The sequence below is a fragment of the Pseudomonas sp. CYM-20-01 genome (assembly GCF_023169845.1).
GTDB classification, from domain to species: Bacteria; Pseudomonadota; Gammaproteobacteria; order Pseudomonadales; family Pseudomonadaceae; genus Aquipseudomonas; species Aquipseudomonas azotoformans.
Genome location: NZ_AP025169.1, coordinates 417,459 through 432,427, shown reverse-complemented (window position 1 = coordinate 432,427; position 14,969 = coordinate 417,459). Strand labels below are relative to the sequence as shown.

The window sequence follows — 14,969 nt, the reverse complement described above, 5'->3', positions numbered from 1 at the left end:
GCTTGCCCCCGATGAGGCCAGAACAATCAATCAACAATCAGCCCTGCCACTTCCCACCTTCGACAATCACACTCTCAGGCTTGGTGTCATCGCTCAGTTCTTTACGCACATACTGGTCATACAGCTTGAGCAAAAATTTCTCCTCGCCCAACTTCGCCAACTCGGCATTCACCCAGTCACGCAATTCGATGTTGCCCTTCTTCACCGCCGGTGCAATCGGCGCTTCGTCGCCGAGTTTCTCTTCCAGCACGCGGTAGCCGGGATTCTGCTTGGCCCAGCTGAACAGCACCAGATTGTCCTGTGCGTAGGCATCGCCACGGCCAGCCGACAGCGCTTGCAGCGACTCGGAGTTTTTCTCGAACTTGAGCAGTTTCCAGTCCGGGTGGTTCTTGGTCAGCCAGATATCGGCGGTGGTACCGGTGGTGACGATGGTGGTGCGGGTGGCCAGGTCATCCAGGCTTTTTACCGCACTGTCATTCGGCACCAGGGCCTGTACCGCGACTTTCAGGTTGGGGTTGGTGAAGTCCACCGCTTCCTTGCGCTCCGGGGTCACGGTCATGTTGGCGAGGATCAGGTCGACCTTGTCACTTTGCAGGAACGGAATGCGGCTGGCCGGCTCCACGGCGACGAATTCGACTTTGTTTTCATCGCCCAACAGGTCCTTGGCGAATTGGCGACCGATGTCGGTATCGAAGCCGACGTAGCGCCCCGCTTCGTTGACGAAGCCGAACGGTGGTTTGTCGGTGAACACGCCGACGATCAGCTTGTCGCGCGCTTTGATTTTGTCGATATAACTGACAGCGGCAGGTTTTACCGGCTCTTCGGCCTTTTTATCGCAACCGACCAGCAGGGCGACGGCAAACAGTGGCAGCAGTAACTTTTTCATATCAGCTCCAGTTCCTGGGTTTTCTTCGGCAGTGTTGAAACAAAGGAGAACTTCTCCAGGAACTGCTGCGCGCGTGCGGTTTGCGGGTTCGTAAAGAATGCCTCGGGGGTGTTGTGTTCGAGGATGCGACCGGCCTCCATGAACACCACGCGGTCGGCGACGGCGCGGGCGAAGGCCATTTCGTGGGTGACGATCAGCAGGGTCATGCCATCGCGGGCCAGGCCCTGGATCACTTCCAGCACCTCCTTGACCATCTCCGGGTCGAGGGCGGCGGTGACTTCGTCAAACAGCATGACCTGGGGGTTCATGCACAGCGAACGGACGATGGCGATGCGTTGTTGCTGGCCGCCGGAGAGCTGGCGCGGGAACGCGTCGCGCTTGTCCGCCAGGCCGACGCGGGCCAACAATTTTTCCGCCTGTTCGCGGGCTTCACGGGGGTCGCGTTTTTGCACTTTCAGCGGGCCGAGCAGGATGTTGTCGAGCACGCTCATGTGCGGGAACAGGTGGTAGCTCTGGAACACCATGCCGACGTCCTGGCGCACCTGGCGCCAGTCGGTGTGCTTGTCCAACAGCTCTTTGCCGGCGAAACGCAGGCTGCCGCTATGGGCGACTTCCAGCCCATTGAGGCAACGCAATAAAGTGCTTTTGCCGCAGCCGCTGGGGCCGAGGATCACCACCACTTCACCGCTTTGCACGCTCAGGTCGATGCCCTTGAGCACCTGCTGCTCACCGAAGAATTTGTTGAAACCCTGGAACTCGATCAATGCGTTCATGCCTGGCCCCAGCGCCGTTCCAGCACCTTGGAGGCGGCCGACAACGGGTAGCAGATAAAGAAGAAAAACAGGAACAGCACGCCGTAAATCAACACGGACTCATAGGTGCGCTCGATGATTTGCTGGCCGACCTTGATCACATCCACCACACCGATCAGCACCGCCAGGGAACTGGTCTTGATAATGCGTGTGTAGACGTTGATGGTCGGCGGCGTCATGCGCTTGAGCGCTTGCGGCAGCAGCACGTAGCCGTACAGCTGCGGGTCGGACAGGCCAATCGACAAGCCCGCTTCACGCTGGCCACGGGGCAGCGAATGCAACGCGCCGCGCACCACTTCGCCCACTTCACTGGCGCCCCACAGCGACAGCACCAGCACCGCGCACCAGAAGCTCGGAATGCTCAAACCAAAGAAAATCGGCAGGCCGAAAAACAGCAGGTACAACCACACCAGCACCGGGATCGCACGGAACAACTCCAGGTAAACCCGCAGCACGCCGTTGACCAGCCGGTTGTTCAAGGTGCGTAGCACGCCATACAACACGCCGCCGACAGTGCTGAAGGCGATGCTCAAAAATGAAATCGACAGGGTTTGCGCAGCACCCTTGCCCAGTTGCGGCAACGACACCCACAACAACTCAAGACCCGAACTGGCCATGCTGGAGCCTCCTTTCCAGACGGCTGAGCAACAGTGAAAGCGGCAGGAACAGCAACACGCAAATCAGCGTCAGCACGGCGAGCATTTCGTAAGTCTTGTAGTACAGGGCGATGTAGTTCTTGGTGGTGTAGAGAATCTCCGGCACCGCCACGGCGGAGACCACGGTGGTCTCCTTGAGCAGGAAGATGAAATTGGCGAACAGCGCCGGCAGGCTGAGGATGCCGGCCTGGGGCAGGATCACATGGCGCAGCAGCTGCCAGTCGGACAGGCCGATGGACTTGCCCGACTCGATCTGCGCCAGCGGCACCGCTTCCACACCGGCGCGCAGCACTTCGGTGAGGTAGGCGCCGCCGAGGAAAGTCATGGTGATGATTGCCGCCCAGAACCCGGAGATATTGAAGCCCAGGGCGGGCAGCGCGAAGTACACGAAGAACAGCTGGATCAGCAGCGGCGTGTTGCGCGCCAGCTCCACATACAGCGCCACCAGGCGCGACAGGTACGGCGTGCGAAACACCAGCAGCGCCGCGTTGATCAGCGCCACCAGCAGGGAGGTGGCAATGGCGATCAGGCCCACTTGCAGCGTCACCCCCACGGCCTTTAGAAACGCCGGCAGGGTGCTGAGGATAAAAGCGAAATCGAAGGTCATTTCCAGTCCATGACGCCGCAAGGGTAATGCAGCGAGCGCAATCCGATCCGGCGTGGGTAACGCCGGGTAGCGCGAACTTTAAAGGTATAAAAAGCAAATTTTAAATACCTAAATAGCATATTGATATCACCCAAAAAGATAACCGGCGGATTCGCGGGTTTGGCGGGTGAGAGCTATGGTTTGGAGGTCTGAGATTCGAGGGATCGAACAATGAACGAAGCGAAACCGATGGACCCGCAGGAACTGGTGAAGTGGTTGATGGCGCTGCGCAGGGCGATCAATAGCAGAGTTCTCTAGATCAAAGCGGATCAAATGTGGGAGGGGGCTTGCCCCCGATGGCGGTGGGTCAGCAAAAAATATGCTGACTGAACCACTGCAATCGGGGGCAAGCCCCCTCCCACATTTGGATTGCATTCCAGATTTCAGGCATAAAAAACGCCGACGCTATATAAGCCGTCGGCGTTCAAACCTTGAAGGGGGTTTGGGTTACATCAGAACGCAGGCACTACAGCGCCGTTGTACTTCTTCTCGATGAAGGCTTTGACTTCCGGGCTGGTCAGGGCCTTGGACAGCTTCTGGATCGCGTCGCTGTCCTTGTTGTCCGGGCGAGCCACCAGGAAGTTCACGTACGGCGACTTGGCGTCTTCGATGATCAGCGCGTCCTTGGCCGGGTTCAGGCCGGCTTCGAGGGCGTAGTTGGTGTTGATCAGGTCCAGGTCAACCTGGTCCAGCACACGTGGCAGCAGGGCCGATTCCAGCTCCTTGAATTTCAGGTGCTTGGGGTTGTCCTTGATGTCTTTTGGCGTGGCCAGGGCGTTGGTCGGGTCTTTGAGGGTGATCACGCCGGCTTTCTGCAGCAGCAACAGGGCGCGGCCGCTGTTGGAGCCTTCGTTAGGAATGGCCACGGTGGCGCCATCTTTGAGTTCAGAGATGTTCTTGATCTTTTTCGAGTAACCGCCGAACGGTTCAACGTGCACACCGACCACGGTGACCAGGTTGGTGCCCTTGCCCTTGTTGAAGTTTTCCAGGTACGGCAGGGTCTGGAAGTAGTTGGCGTCCAGACGCTTTTCTGCGACTTGTACGTTTGGCTGCACGTAGTCGGTGAAGACTTTGATTTCCAGGTCCACGCCTTCTTTGGCCAGGGTCGGCTTGACCAGTTCGAGGATCTCGGCGTGCGGGATCGGCGTGGCGGCCACCACCAGTTTCTCGTTGGCCTGGGCGAAGCTTGCAGTCAGGGCAGCCGCCAGTGCGGTAAACAACAGAACCTTTTTCATGCAGTGTCCTTATCGAAATTCCGGGGCGTCTCTGACGACCGTTTTTTATGTAGTGTGCCAGCGAAGTGCTATCGCGGCGTGGGAGGGACAATACCTAGTTTTTTTATTCCCGAACAATATCTTTTATTCACGTTGATATTCCATTTTGTTCATGCAGGAATTTGCTCAACGTTTCCCGCTCGGCGGGGCTGGCGCGCTCGAAGATCCGCTGCACCTGTTCCAGCGCAGAACCCGCCACCGGCAGATTCAAATGTTCGGGCAAAATCTCGTCGCCGCTGCTGACCAGCAAGGCAAAGTGGATAACGTTTTCCAGCTCGCGGGTATTGCCCGGCCAGCTGTGGTGTTCCAGCACACGCTGCGCGGCATCGCTGATCAGCGGCACCGGCAGGTCCAGGCGCTGACTGTAGATGCCCAGGAAGTATTCGGCCAGGGACAGGATGTCACCGACCCGCTCGCGCAGCGCCGGCAACTCCAACCGGCCTTCGCTCAGGTAGTGAAACAGGCGCTCATGGAACTTACCGGCGGCCACGGCCTGGGCCAAGTCGATGCTGGTGGCGGCCACCAGGCGCACATCCACCGGGCTCGGCTGATGGGCACCGACGCGGGTGACTTCGTGGTTTTCCAGGGCGGCCAGCAGTTTGACCTGGATCGGCAGCGGCAGGTCGCCGATCTCGTCCAGGTACAAGGTGCCGCCATTCGCCGAGCCAAACCAGCCGGCCCGGCTGCTGGCCGAACCACTGTGGCTGCCGGCGGCATAACCGAACAATTCGGCATCGGCATAGGTCGGGCTGATCGCGCCGCAATTGACCGAGACAAACAAACCGGTGCGGTCGCTGCCCCGGTGAATATGCCGCGCCAGCAATTCTTTGCCGCTGCCGGTCTCGCCACGGATCAGCACGGGCAAGGCACGCGGTGCGAGGCTTTCGAGGTCTTCGCGCAGTTGCCGCGAACGCGGGTCGACAAACACCAACGCCTTGGCGCGGATACTCAGCGGGCTTTTTTCCGCGTCGGGAAAGGTCAGCAATGGCTGGCCGTAGGTTTCATGCAGACTCATGGCAGGCTCCCGCCCCCAATCCACTCAAGGGACGGGGCGTTGAAAAAATTCAGGCACTGCGCCGGGCGTGATGCTCAAGGCGGCTTTGCAGGCGATAGAGGTAAGCAAAGCCCTGCTCCCAGCGCTGGTGGCCGGACTTCACATTGATATGCCCCGCCCCCGACAGAATGCCGGCTTCGGCCCCCCAGTTGCGCGCCAGTTCCAGGGCTCGCGGGGCGCTGACGGCACTGTCGTTGTCGGAGCTGACCACCTGGCTGGGGAACGGCAACAGGTCGGTCGGGATCGGCGCAAAATTACGCAACGCAGGAGAGCAGGCGGGCCGTTCGACATCGGCCGGGGCCACCAGCAAGGCACCGCGTACCTGGCGCAGGAACTGCACCGGTGCGGTGGCCGCCCAATGCGCCACCGTGATGCAACCCAGGCTGTGGGCGATCAGGATCACCGGCGTGCTGTCGGCCGCGATGGCCTCGGCCAGCGCAGCAACCCAGTCTTCGCGACGCGGGGTGAGCCAGTCGGCCTGCTCCACGCGAGCGCTGTTGGGCAGGCTGTTCTGCCAGTGGCTTTGCCAATGATCTTCTGGCGATCCTTGCCAGCCCGGCACGATCAGATAACGAATCGACTCGCTGTGCATGGGTGTGCCCTCCTGCAGCGTTTAACGTTGCTGAACAGTATAGGGATGGGGTTTATATTCGTTAAGGAATAAGAAGCTATTTATTAATAACCAAAAACTCAAAACTAATGAAGTTCAAAATGTGGGAGGGGCTTGCCCCCGATGGCGGTGTATCAGTTACAGATTGATTGGCTGACACACTGCAATCGGGGGCAAGCCCCCTCCCAAATTGATCGCATTTCCAGTTGAGGATTGAATCGCAGGCAAAAAAAAAGGCCGCACCCTGCCAAGGAAACGGCCAAAAACTTGTCGAGGCTTTTGCAACTAACGTGCGGTAATCACCGACAGCTTGGTAATGCCCGCGCGTTCGATAGACGCCATGGCTCGCGCCACTTCGCCGTAATTCACCCCATCATCCGCCTGCAGTTGCACGCGCACATCGGGGTCCTTGGCCTTGGCCGCCTGCAGGTTGAACTCCAGCAGGTCCGGCTGGATTTCGTCCTTGTTGATAAACAGTTTGCCGGCGCCGTCGATGCTCACCACCAGCGGGTCCTTCTGCTCCACCGGGGCCACGGCCTCGGTCTTGGGCAGGTTGATCGGAATCGCGTTGGTCAACAGCGGTGCGGTGACGATAAACACCACCAGCAGCACCAGCATCACGTCCACCAGCGGCGTGACGTTGATCTCGCTCAGCACTTCATCGCTGTCTTGCGTGGAGAAGGCCATGTCAGGACGCCTCCTTCACTTTCTGCGGAGTGCCGGCGCCGGCTTTGCTCAGCGTTGGGTGCAGCAATACGCGGAAGGCATTCTTCTGCGCCAGGCTGTAGAAGTCGTGGGCAAAGTCGTCAAGGTCGGCAGCCGTCAGCTTGAGGCGACGCAGGAAATAGTTGTAGACCAGCACCGCCGGCACCGCGACGGCGATACCCACACCGGTCGCCACCAAGGCTGCACCGATCGGCCCGGCCACGGTTTCAAGGCTGGCGGAACCGGCGACGCTGATGCCCTTGAGCGCTTCCATGATGCCCCACACGGTGCCGAACAGGCCGATGAACGGCGAGGTGCTGCCGATACTGGCGACCACGGCCAGGCCGGTTTCCAGGGAGCGCCGCTCACGCACGATCTGTTGGCGCAGGGCACGCTCTAGGCGGTCCTGGTGGTTGATCGCCTGGCTCAGGTCGGTAGCGTGTGGGGTTTCGCCCACCTGGATCGCAGCGTAACCGGCCTGGGCGACACGGGCAGCGGCGCCCGGCTGGGTTTCTGCCAATTCTGCGGCAGCGTCGAGACTCGACGCCGCCCAGAACTGTTTATGGAACTTGCGATCCTGCGCCTTGAGGCGACCGAACTGCACGCCCTTGAGCAGGGCCAGGCCCCAGGTGGCGACCGAAAAAACCACCAGCAGCCAGATCACCGCGCTTTCGATGGATTCAAGTGGAGATGCTAATGCCATGATGTCTTCCCTCTGTGCAGGTCGCGGCGTGTGCAACACACCGCAGCCGAATAGTTAGTGAATCTTGAAATCGATCGGGACGCTGACCCAGCCGTCCTGGGCCACATCGCCCTGCTTGGCCGGCACGAAGCTCCAACGCTTCACGGCGGTCAGTGCGGCGTCATCGAGTTGCTGACGCCCGCTGCTCTTCTGGATCTGAATCTCGCCCGGCTTGCCGCTGGCCAAAACATGCACACGCAACAACACCGTGCCTTCCCAACCGCGCCGCTGAGCCAGTGACGGGTACTCCGGCGCCGGGTTCTTCAGGTACGCGGCGTTGGCCGAAGCCGGCGTTACCGGGGCCGGCGCCGGTGGAGCGGGAGGCGCAGGCGGTGCAGGGGTCGGTTTCGCGGGCGGCTGCTCAACAGGCTTCGGCGCGGGCTTGGGCTCAGGCTTTGGAACCGGCTTGGGCTTGGGTTTTGGAATCGGTTTAGGCGGCGCCGGTTTGGCGGCCAACTCATCCACCACCGGCGGCGGTGGCTCGACCACGGGCGGCGGTGGTGTTGGCACAGGCGGTGGCGGTTCCACCACCGGCGGCGCCGGCTGGGAAAATTCGATGGTCATCGGCGGAATTTCCGGCGGCACGATCGGCAGCACCGGCGTCGGCTTCTGGCTCACCCAGTAGATCACCGCACCGTGCAGGACCAGCACCAGCAGACCGAGCAGGATGCCTTCACGACGGCTGGAGAAACGCTTTGGCGTTTTCTGCGTGCGCAATTGCCCCAACGGCGCGCGGTGCGGCCGGCCAAGGTCGACCAACTCACCACCCGGTGCCTGGCGCCACGGCGCCTCGTGTGCACTGGCGGCGGTCTGGACATTGCCCATTGATTCACTCCTACGGTTTTAAAACAAAAAACCGACAGGCCTGCATCGAAGGCCGTCGAGGAGCGAATCATCCGGGCCAGATGCTTATCTCTTAAAGTAATCTTTGAGGTTATACATAGATCTAGAACGAATAAACAAACCATGCTGAAACGCCAAAGCCCCGTCCTGCACGGGCTGGCCTCCAGGCGATGTTTTTGCATGCTTTCCAGGCATAAAAAATATTCGGCAAAGGCATGGTTCAGACCGGGCTGTTTGCGCACAAATCCAGCAATTGGCGCTGCAGGCTCTGCCCCGCGGCGCCCAGGCCAGTGCGCCCATACAACGCCAGCCGCACGCCCTGCACCGCAGGCAACCCGCTGTCCGCACCCAATACGACATGCCCGGCCTGCACCACACGCCGGGGCAACAGACTGATACCCAACCCCGCCGCCACCGCCGAACACACACTCGCCAGGCTCGCGCTGGAATAACCGATGCGCCAGCGCCAGCCGCCCACTTCCAGGTGTTGCAGCATTTCATTGCGGTACAGGCCGCCTACCGGAAAGGCCACCAACGGCAACGGGTCGCGCCCCAGGGAGGGCGTACTGCGGCTGTCCACCCAGCACAACGGCTCCGGCCATGAGGCCAGGCAGTCATCGCTGTCGCCCATTTGCTTGACCAGCAATACGTCGAACTCACCGCTGCGGTACTGGCGCTGCAACTCGGGACCGAGACCGCTGGTGACTTCCAGGCGCACCCTGGGATACGCCAGCACAAAAGCCGATAACAGCGGCATCAGGCGTTCGGCAGCGAAGTCTTCCGGCACACCGAGGCGCAGCACGCCGTCGCTTTGCTGGTTGATCAAGACATCGGCGGCTTCCTCATGCAACGCGAGGATGCGCCGCGCATAGGCCAGCAGGCGCTCGCCTTCCGCCGTCGCCACCACGCGGCGTTGGTCGCGGTCGAGCAGCTGACACGCCACCGCGTCTTCCAGGCGGCGGATCTGCTGGCTGACGGTGGACTGGGTCAAGTGCAGGCGCTCGGCGGCACGGGTGAAATTGCCGCAGTCCACCACGGCGACAAAGCTGCGCAACAACACAGGATCGAACATGACGCTCACCATTCCATTTGCCACTGATTGGCATGGTTATATTTAATTTCAGAATACCTCGGCGACTGGCGATACTTCACGCCTCCTTTGCACACGCCATAGGTTCTGCATGTCGCTCAACTCTTCAACCGCAGGTCGGTTCGCTGGCTGGGGCCTGCTGGTGGTCCTGGGACTGAACCTGCGGCCGATCCTCAGTTCCATCAGCCCGTTGCTCGGCGAGATCCGCCTGGCCACCGGCCTCAGCTTCCAGAGCAGCGCCCTGCTCACCAGCCTGCCCGTGGTGTGCATGGGCCTGGTGGCGCTGGTGGGCGTGCGTGTTGAAGCGCAGCTGGGTGAGCGACGCGGCATCGCCCTGGGCCTGCTGATGATCCTGTTGGCGTGCCTGGCGCGCTGGCTGATGGGCCAGGGCTCGACGCTGCTGGTCACGGCCTTGCTCGGCGGCGCCGGTGTGGCACTGATCCAGGCGTTGGTGCCGGCGATGATCAAGCGCGAATTCCATCACCGCGTGCCTGTGGCGATGGGCGTTTACTCGGCTTCGTTGATGGCGGGAGGCGGTCTGGCGGCGCTGCTCAGCCCGGTGGCCGCCACGTATTTCCAGCACTGGGAAGCCGGGTTGGGTGTGTGGTTGTTACCCGCGCTGGCGGCGTTATTGCTGTGGGCCTGGTTGCCGCTGGGCGCAGCGAAAAACCCACAGGTGCCGCCTGCCTTCAAGGGCCTGCGCAATCGGCGTGCCTGGCTGCTGGCGCTGTATTTCGGCCTGGTGAACTGCGGCTACATGAGCCTGGTGGCGTGGTTGCCGGCCTACTACCAGCAACTGGGCTGGGGCGTGTTGCCCAGCGGTTCGCTGCTGGCGTTCATGACCATCTTCCAGGTGATCGCCGCGCTGTTGATGCCGGTGCTGGCGCAACGCGGGGTCGACCGTCGGCCATTGCTGTGGATCAGCCTGCTGGCCCAGACCCTCGGCTACCTCGGCCTGTTGCTGGCGCCGCTGGAATTTCCCCACCTGTGGGTGGCGCTGTGCGGCTTTGGCCTGGGAGCATGTTTTGCCCTGAGCCTGTTGCTGACCCTCGACCACCACCGCGACCCGCGCCAGGCCGGGCAACTGGCGGCGTTCGTGCAGGGCGTGGGCTTTTTGATCAATGCGATTTCGCCATGGATGACCGGCTGGCTGCGTGAACTCACCGGCAGCTTTGTCAGCGCGTGGGTGGTGTTGACGGTGACAGCCGTGGCCATGCTGCTGGTGACGCGGGTGTTCAGCCCGGCGACGTACCGCACGGCACCTGCTCTATAGATATGCATTTAAGATCTAGATAAAACAAAAATGCTTCGTTGACGGAATAAGTAGTGCCCTTAAAATCCTGGCTCTCCTACAGGATGCCGGGCACACCATGGACCTTCGCCAACTGCGCTATTTCATCGCGCTGAACGAGCACCGTAGTTTTGTGCGTGCGGCGGACGCCATGGGCATCACCCAGCCCGCCTTCAGCCGCAGCATCCAGGGCCTGGAGCAAGAGTTCGGCTGCGTGTTGGTGGACCGCGCCCATAAAGACCTGCGCCCCACTCCCGAAGGCCAAGTGGTGCTGCAACACGCGTTGAGCCTGGTGCAAGGCGCGGCGCTGTTGAGCCATGAAGTCACGCGCATGACCAAACTCGACGCCGGCGAAGTGCGCTTCGGCAGCGACGCCGTGGCCGCGGTGAACCTGGCGCCCCAGGCCATGGCGCGGTTCATCACGGTTTACCCCAGAGTGCGCACCGTGTTGCAGGTGGATAACTGGGAAAAACTCGGGCGCAGCCTGAGCCGTGAAGAGATCGAATTCTTTATCGCCGATGTGCGTCACTTCGAGGCGGACCCGAACTTCCAGACCCTGGCCCTGACACCTCGGCGCAGCGTGTTTTTCTGCCGTGCAGGGCACCCGCTGCTGGCCAAGGACAGCCTGTCCACCAACGACCTGTTCGGCTACCCACTGGCCACACCGCTGATCGCGCCGGGCATCCGAAAACTGCTGGCCAATCTCAGCGGGCGCGTCGACTTCGCGCCCGCCATCGAGCTGGAGCAGCTTGCCGCACTGACCACCATCGTGCGCCAGTCCGATGCCATTGGCCTGGGCGCCGAAGAGGCGTTTGTCGAGGAGTTCATCAAGGGCGAGCTGCACGCACTGCACTGGCGCAACCTGCCGCACGCCCTGGACAGCCTGAGCAACCGCTGCGGGGTGATCAGCCGCGCTGGGGTGCGCTTGTCGCCTGCGGCGAAGGCGTTGATCGAAACCCTGCAGGCGCTGGAAAACCCAACCGATTGGCCCGTGCAAACGTCCCGAAATCATTGAAGCGCACGCCCATCTGCGCCATGACCTTGTGCGCCACCTTGGCGGTCATCTGGCGGATGTAGAACGGCTCCTTCACCACAAAGTGGTGGATGCCATGGGTGCTGCCGAAGTTGAAGCAGAACGCCTGCAACGGCCACAGCCACCAGGGGTTCAAGACCTGGGTCTGCTGGATCACGTTGCCCAGCTCCACATCACCGTAGTAGTGCATGTTGGAGCTGACGAAGTGCAGGCAAAAGGTGCGCAGCACGTTAGGGCCGATGATCACCACGGCGGCGATATCGATCACCTGCATCATCTGCAAGGTGCCGGCCGACCAGTCGATCGGCGCACCCAGCAGGCCGGCGATGCCATTGGCGGCATGAAAGCCGAGGAACACATACCACGCGCCCCAATGCAGCAGCGCCAGTGGCGCGTACACCAGCAGCGAGCGCTTGAGGATCGTCAGTTTGTGCGTCCAGGTCTTGGCCCGCAGGATGCGGATGAAGGCCGACATGACGTTATCGCCCACCATCAGCAAGCGCGCAAAGCCCCAGGGCTCGCCGTTGGTAATGGCGCGCTCTTCCATGTCGGTTTCGGTGCCGGAGACCTTGTGATGGTTGAGGTGCAGATGCCGGCGTACCCACGGGTTGATGGTGCTGGGCCGCGCCAGCCATACCAGGCCCATCATCAGGTTGTGGGGCACGCGCTGCTTGCGAAAGTACATGCTGTGGATCAGGTCGTGTTCCAGCTCGTGGGTCAGTGAAGCCAGGAACGCGTTAAGCAGCAGGCAGACCCACCAAGCCATATGACCAGTGATGTAGAGCGCCGCCGACCCGAGCATGCCCAGCAACGCAAACGCTAGGATGCCCGCGCCCAACGCGTCCTGATGCAGCAGCCAGGGATGCTGCTGGCGCAGGCGCACGCCCTCGGCCAGCACCACGTCACGGATATGCGCCGAGCGCTGTTGTGCGTTCATCTGCTGGGGACTTGCAGAAGTACCGTCCATGCTTCCATCCTCTGGTGTATTGATGGATGCATCCTGGCCCAAGCGGTCCGCCAGGGCATCGGCCACACACGCCAACCTGTTGACCGCAAGCGCCAATCGCCATGACCGAGCCCACCTCCCTCGCCAGCTGGACCCGCGCCCTGCGCAAGCAACTCGACGCCCTGGGCCTAGACAGCGCCGCGTTGTGCCTGCAAGCCGGGCTCGACCCGCAGCTGATGGACGATCCCAACGCGCGCTATCCGCTGTCGGCGACCACGCGTTTGTGGGCGCTGGCGGTGCAGGCCAGCGGCGACCCGGCGATTGGTTTGCGGGTGTCGCGGTTCGTCAGCCCCACCACCTTTCACGCGCTGGGCTATGCGCTGGTGGCCAGCGGCAGCCTGCGGGAAGTGTTCGAGCGCATCGTGCGCTACCACCAGGTGGTCAGCGATGCGCTGACCCTGGAGCTGAGCGGCGATGGCGAGCGCTATCGGTTTCGCCTGTTGCAACTGCCCGGCAACCCGGCGCCGGCTTTCGAAGCCATCGATGCGTTTGCAGCAATCTACGTGCGCACCTGCCGCAATCGCCTGGGGCGTGAATACGCGCCGCTGGCGGTGTACCTGCGAAGACCCGAGCCCGCAGACCCCAAGCCGTGGCACACGGTGTTTCGTGCGCCGGTATTTTTCGGCGCCGAAGAAGACCGCCTGGAGTTTGCCGCCATCGATTTCGACAGCCACCTCGACGACGCCAACCCTGAGTTGGCCGAGCACAACGAAACCGTGCTCAAGCGCACCCTCGCTCAATTGCAGCCACTGACCTGGGAGCGCAAGGTGCGTCGGGTGATCGAAGCGCAATTGCCCGACGGCGAGCCAAGTGCCGAACGCGTCGCCCAGGCGCTGCACCTGAGCCTGCGCAGCTTGCAGCGTCACCTGGCGGATGAAGGCTGCCGGTTTGATGCGCTGCTCAATGAGTGCCGCGAGAACCTGGCCTTGCTGCACTTGCGCGACCCACAGTGCTCATTGGCCGAGATCAGTCATTTGCTCGGCTTTGCCGATACCAGCAGCTTCAACCGGGCGTTCAAGCGCTGGACGGGAATGACGCCGGGGCAGTTTCGGGATGGGCTGAGGTAGGGATTTGTAGTGGCTGGGAGGGCCTCATCGGGGGCAAGCCCCCTCCCACTGTTGATCTGTGAATACGTTCAAAAATGTGGGAGGGGGCTTGCCCCCGATAGCATCAGAATAGTCACCGCCCCCGCCGCAGCAGCTTCTTCACTCGCGCCACCAGCGTCTTGGCCGCAAATGGCTTGAGCAGATAGTCATCCTCATGCAATTCCAACCCGCGCAGGCGGTCTTCAATCCCGCCGGGCGTGGTCAGGAACAACATCGGCGTCTGGCCCTTCTGCCGAATCGCCTGCTGCAACTTCCAGGCATTGAGCCCCGGCAGCATCACATCGAGGATCACCAGGTCGTACTCGGTGCTTTCAACCAAGCGCAACGCCGCCATGCCATTGGCCGCCACTTCCACGCTGTAACCGGCCTCGTTCAGGCCCACGGCCATCCGCTGTGCCTCGTCGGATTCATGTTCCACTAACAGCACGCGCATAACACACCTCGATTGATAGGCGTGCAGGCTAACACCCTCAGGGGTGCGCCGCCTGCCGTAGCCGCTGTACGTCGAGGATTTCGATCTCGCCGTAGCCCAGGCGCACGACGCCGGCGGCTTGCAGGTCCTTGAGCAAAGCGTTGGTGGTCTGGCGCGACAGGTTCAACATGGCCGCCAGGTCTTCCTGGGGCAATTGCAGCACGCGTTTAGCATGTTCGTTGTCGCCGTAGCCCTCGACGATCATCAACAAGCGGTGGGCCAGCCGCACCGGGGCCGGCATCAGGCTGAGCTGCTCGAGGCCGATGAAACTCAGGCGCAGCTTCTGGCTCATCAGCAGGGCCAGGTCGCGCCAGTATCGCGGGGTCTCGTCCAGGATGCCCAGCAGCGCCTGCTGCGGCACCTGCAACAGTGTGCTGGGACCTACCGCGCAGGCGTCGTGGGTGCGCGGCAGGCCATCGAACAGGCAGATTTCGCCGAACCAGAAAGGTGCCTCCACCAGGCTGAGTATCGCCTCCTTGCCCTGCTCGTTCACCGCGCTGACCCGCAGGGTGCCGTCGAGCACCGCATACAAGCCACAGGGCGGGTCGCCGCGCTTGAACAGGTATTGCCCCGCCGTCAGCTGCCGCAGCCGGGCATGGGCCAGCAGACTATGCTGAAAAGGCGCCGCCAGGTGGCTGAACCAGTGACCGCTGGCCAACCGGGCGCGCCATTGTTCTGCGTCCATGTGAACTCCGAAGATTGTCGCCCAGCTGACAGTTCGCCACAGGCTGACGGGGCATGAT

General features: G+C 61.9%; 17 protein-coding genes. 3 read left to right on the top strand and 14 right to left on the bottom strand.

All coding sequences use genetic code 11. The features are described 5' to 3' along the window. Window positions 1-37 precede the first annotated feature (37 nt). From M2497_RS01950 to M2497_RS01900, 11 genes are all read right to left on the bottom strand, one after another. Window positions 38-886, bottom strand: coding sequence for a transporter substrate-binding domain-containing protein (locus tag M2497_RS01950; protein WP_016975002.1), 849 nt, complete (start codon window positions 884-886; stop codon window positions 38-40). Then, window positions 883-1,659, bottom strand: a complete 777-nt coding sequence (locus tag M2497_RS01945) for an amino acid ABC transporter ATP-binding protein (RefSeq protein WP_248485644.1) — start codon at window positions 1,657-1,659, stop codon at window positions 883-885. The genes M2497_RS01950 and M2497_RS01945 overlap by 4 nt, the downstream gene beginning before the upstream one ends. After that, the gene (locus M2497_RS01940; RefSeq protein ID WP_248485643.1) at window positions 1,656-2,315 is read right to left on the bottom strand and encodes an amino acid ABC transporter permease; all 660 of its coding nucleotides are present in this window, start codon (window positions 2,313-2,315) and stop codon (window positions 1,656-1,658) included. The genes M2497_RS01945 and M2497_RS01940 overlap by 4 nt, the downstream gene beginning before the upstream one ends. Continuing rightward, entirely contained in the window at window positions 2,296-2,961 is a 666-nt protein-coding gene (locus tag M2497_RS01935; protein WP_248485642.1) for an amino acid ABC transporter permease, read from the bottom strand. The genes M2497_RS01940 and M2497_RS01935 overlap by 20 nt, the downstream gene beginning before the upstream one ends. 491 nt (window positions 2,962-3,452) lie before the next feature. Beyond that, complete coding sequence (locus M2497_RS01930) at window positions 3,453-4,235, bottom strand: MetQ/NlpA family ABC transporter substrate-binding protein (protein ID WP_028615272.1); 783 nt, start codon at window positions 4,233-4,235, stop codon at window positions 3,453-3,455. A gap of 127 nt (window positions 4,236-4,362) precedes the next feature. Then, a complete protein-coding gene (locus tag M2497_RS01925; RefSeq protein ID WP_248485641.1) occupies window positions 4,363-5,289 on the bottom strand; it encodes a sigma 54-interacting transcriptional regulator in 927 nt (308 codons plus the stop codon). A gap of 49 nt (window positions 5,290-5,338) precedes the next feature. Continuing rightward, window positions 5,339-5,920, bottom strand: coding sequence for an alpha/beta hydrolase (locus M2497_RS01920; protein WP_223016451.1), 582 nt, complete (start codon window positions 5,918-5,920; stop codon window positions 5,339-5,341). Between the two features lie 303 nt (window positions 5,921-6,223). Then, window positions 6,224-6,625 (bottom strand): biopolymer transporter ExbD, encoded by a 402-nt coding sequence (locus M2497_RS01915; protein WP_010565408.1) that lies wholly within the window; start codon window positions 6,623-6,625, stop codon window positions 6,224-6,226. A 1-nt stretch (window position 6,626) separates the two neighbouring features. Next, a complete protein-coding gene (locus M2497_RS01910) occupies window positions 6,627-7,349 on the bottom strand; it encodes a MotA/TolQ/ExbB proton channel family protein (RefSeq protein WP_248488161.1) in 723 nt (240 codons plus the stop codon). Between the two features lie 51 nt (window positions 7,350-7,400). After that, entirely contained in the window at window positions 7,401-8,210 is an 810-nt protein-coding gene (locus M2497_RS01905) for an energy transducer TonB (protein WP_248485640.1), read from the bottom strand. A gap of 238 nt (window positions 8,211-8,448) precedes the next feature. After that, window positions 8,449-9,300 carry a LysR family transcriptional regulator gene (locus M2497_RS01900; protein ID WP_248485639.1) on the bottom strand — a complete coding sequence of 284 codons (852 nt, stop codon included), beginning with the start codon at window positions 9,298-9,300 and terminating at the stop codon, window positions 8,449-8,451. 109 nt (window positions 9,301-9,409) lie between these two features. Here M2497_RS01900 and M2497_RS01895 point away from each other — a divergent pair, with 109 nt between their 5' ends. Further along, window positions 9,410-10,591 carry a CynX/NimT family MFS transporter gene (locus tag M2497_RS01895; RefSeq protein WP_248485638.1) on the top strand — a complete coding sequence of 394 codons (1,182 nt, stop codon included), beginning with the start codon at window positions 9,410-9,412 and terminating at the stop codon, window positions 10,589-10,591. Between the two features lie 97 nt (window positions 10,592-10,688). Beyond that, on the top strand, window positions 10,689-11,624 hold the full coding sequence (locus M2497_RS01890; protein ID WP_248485637.1) for a LysR family transcriptional regulator: 936 nt from the start codon (window positions 10,689-10,691) through the stop codon (window positions 11,622-11,624). Here the strand turns inward: M2497_RS01890 and M2497_RS01885 are convergent. After that, window positions 11,515-12,609: a fatty acid desaturase gene (locus tag M2497_RS01885; RefSeq protein WP_248485636.1), complete on the bottom strand. Its 1,095-nt coding sequence runs from the start codon at window positions 12,607-12,609 to the stop codon at window positions 11,515-11,517. The two genes, M2497_RS01890 and M2497_RS01885, sit on opposite strands and share 110 nt — an antisense overlap. 101 nt (window positions 12,610-12,710) lie before the next feature. Here M2497_RS01885 and M2497_RS01880 point away from each other — a divergent pair, with 101 nt between their 5' ends. Further along, the gene (locus M2497_RS01880; RefSeq protein ID WP_248485635.1) at window positions 12,711-13,715 is read left to right on the top strand and encodes an AraC family transcriptional regulator; all 1,005 of its coding nucleotides are present in this window, start codon (window positions 12,711-12,713) and stop codon (window positions 13,713-13,715) included. Between the two features lie 112 nt (window positions 13,716-13,827). On the opposite strand, the gene M2497_RS01875 is transcribed toward M2497_RS01880, so the two are convergent. After that, complete coding sequence (locus M2497_RS01875) at window positions 13,828-14,187, bottom strand: response regulator (RefSeq protein WP_248485634.1); 360 nt, start codon at window positions 14,185-14,187, stop codon at window positions 13,828-13,830. 37 nt (window positions 14,188-14,224) lie between these two features. Continuing rightward, window positions 14,225-14,911, bottom strand: coding sequence for a Crp/Fnr family transcriptional regulator (locus tag M2497_RS01870; protein WP_248485633.1), 687 nt, complete (start codon window positions 14,909-14,911; stop codon window positions 14,225-14,227). Between the last annotated feature and the right edge of the window lie 58 nt (window positions 14,912-14,969).

What these genes read in the sequence shown, in the direction of transcription:
- M2497_RS01880 (WP_248485635.1), top strand. Translation starts at nt 12,711, where the DNA reads ATGACCGAGCCCACCTCCCTCGCCAGCTGGACCCGCGCCCTGCGCAAG.
- M2497_RS01945 (WP_248485644.1), bottom strand. Translation starts at nt 1,659, where the DNA reads ATGAACGCATTGATCGAGTTCCAGGGTTTCAACAAATTCTTCGGTGAG.
- M2497_RS01940 (WP_248485643.1), bottom strand. Translation starts at nt 2,315, where the DNA reads ATGGCCAGTTCGGGTCTTGAGTTGTTGTGGGTGTCGTTGCCGCAACTG.
- M2497_RS01895 (WP_248485638.1), top strand. Translation starts at nt 9,410, where the DNA reads ATGTCGCTCAACTCTTCAACCGCAGGTCGGTTCGCTGGCTGGGGCCTG.
- M2497_RS01870 (WP_248485633.1), bottom strand. Translation starts at nt 14,911, where the DNA reads ATGGACGCAGAACAATGGCGCGCCCGGTTGGCCAGCGGTCACTGGTTC.
- M2497_RS01925 (WP_248485641.1), bottom strand. Translation starts at nt 5,289, where the DNA reads ATGAGTCTGCATGAAACCTACGGCCAGCCATTGCTGACCTTTCCCGAC.
- M2497_RS01885 (WP_248485636.1), bottom strand. Translation starts at nt 12,609, where the DNA reads ATGGACGGTACTTCTGCAAGTCCCCAGCAGATGAACGCACAACAGCGC.
- M2497_RS01930 (WP_028615272.1), bottom strand. Translation starts at nt 4,235, where the DNA reads ATGAAAAAGGTTCTGTTGTTTACCGCACTGGCGGCTGCCCTGACTGCA.
- M2497_RS01890 (WP_248485637.1), top strand. Translation starts at nt 10,689, where the DNA reads ATGGACCTTCGCCAACTGCGCTATTTCATCGCGCTGAACGAGCACCGT.
- M2497_RS01915 (WP_010565408.1), bottom strand. Translation starts at nt 6,625, where the DNA reads ATGGCCTTCTCCACGCAAGACAGCGATGAAGTGCTGAGCGAGATCAAC.
- M2497_RS01935 (WP_248485642.1), bottom strand. Translation starts at nt 2,961, where the DNA reads ATGACCTTCGATTTCGCTTTTATCCTCAGCACCCTGCCGGCGTTTCTA.
- M2497_RS01950 (WP_016975002.1), bottom strand. Translation starts at nt 886, where the DNA reads ATGAAAAAGTTACTGCTGCCACTGTTTGCCGTCGCCCTGCTGGTCGGT.
- M2497_RS01900 (WP_248485639.1), bottom strand. Translation starts at nt 9,300, where the DNA reads ATGTTCGATCCTGTGTTGTTGCGCAGCTTTGTCGCCGTGGTGGACTGC.
- M2497_RS01920 (WP_223016451.1), bottom strand. Translation starts at nt 5,920, where the DNA reads ATGCACAGCGAGTCGATTCGTTATCTGATCGTGCCGGGCTGGCAAGGA.
- M2497_RS01875 (WP_248485634.1), bottom strand. Translation starts at nt 14,187, where the DNA reads ATGCGCGTGCTGTTAGTGGAACATGAATCCGACGAGGCACAGCGGATG.
- M2497_RS01905 (WP_248485640.1), bottom strand. Translation starts at nt 8,210, where the DNA reads ATGGGCAATGTCCAGACCGCCGCCAGTGCACACGAGGCGCCGTGGCGC.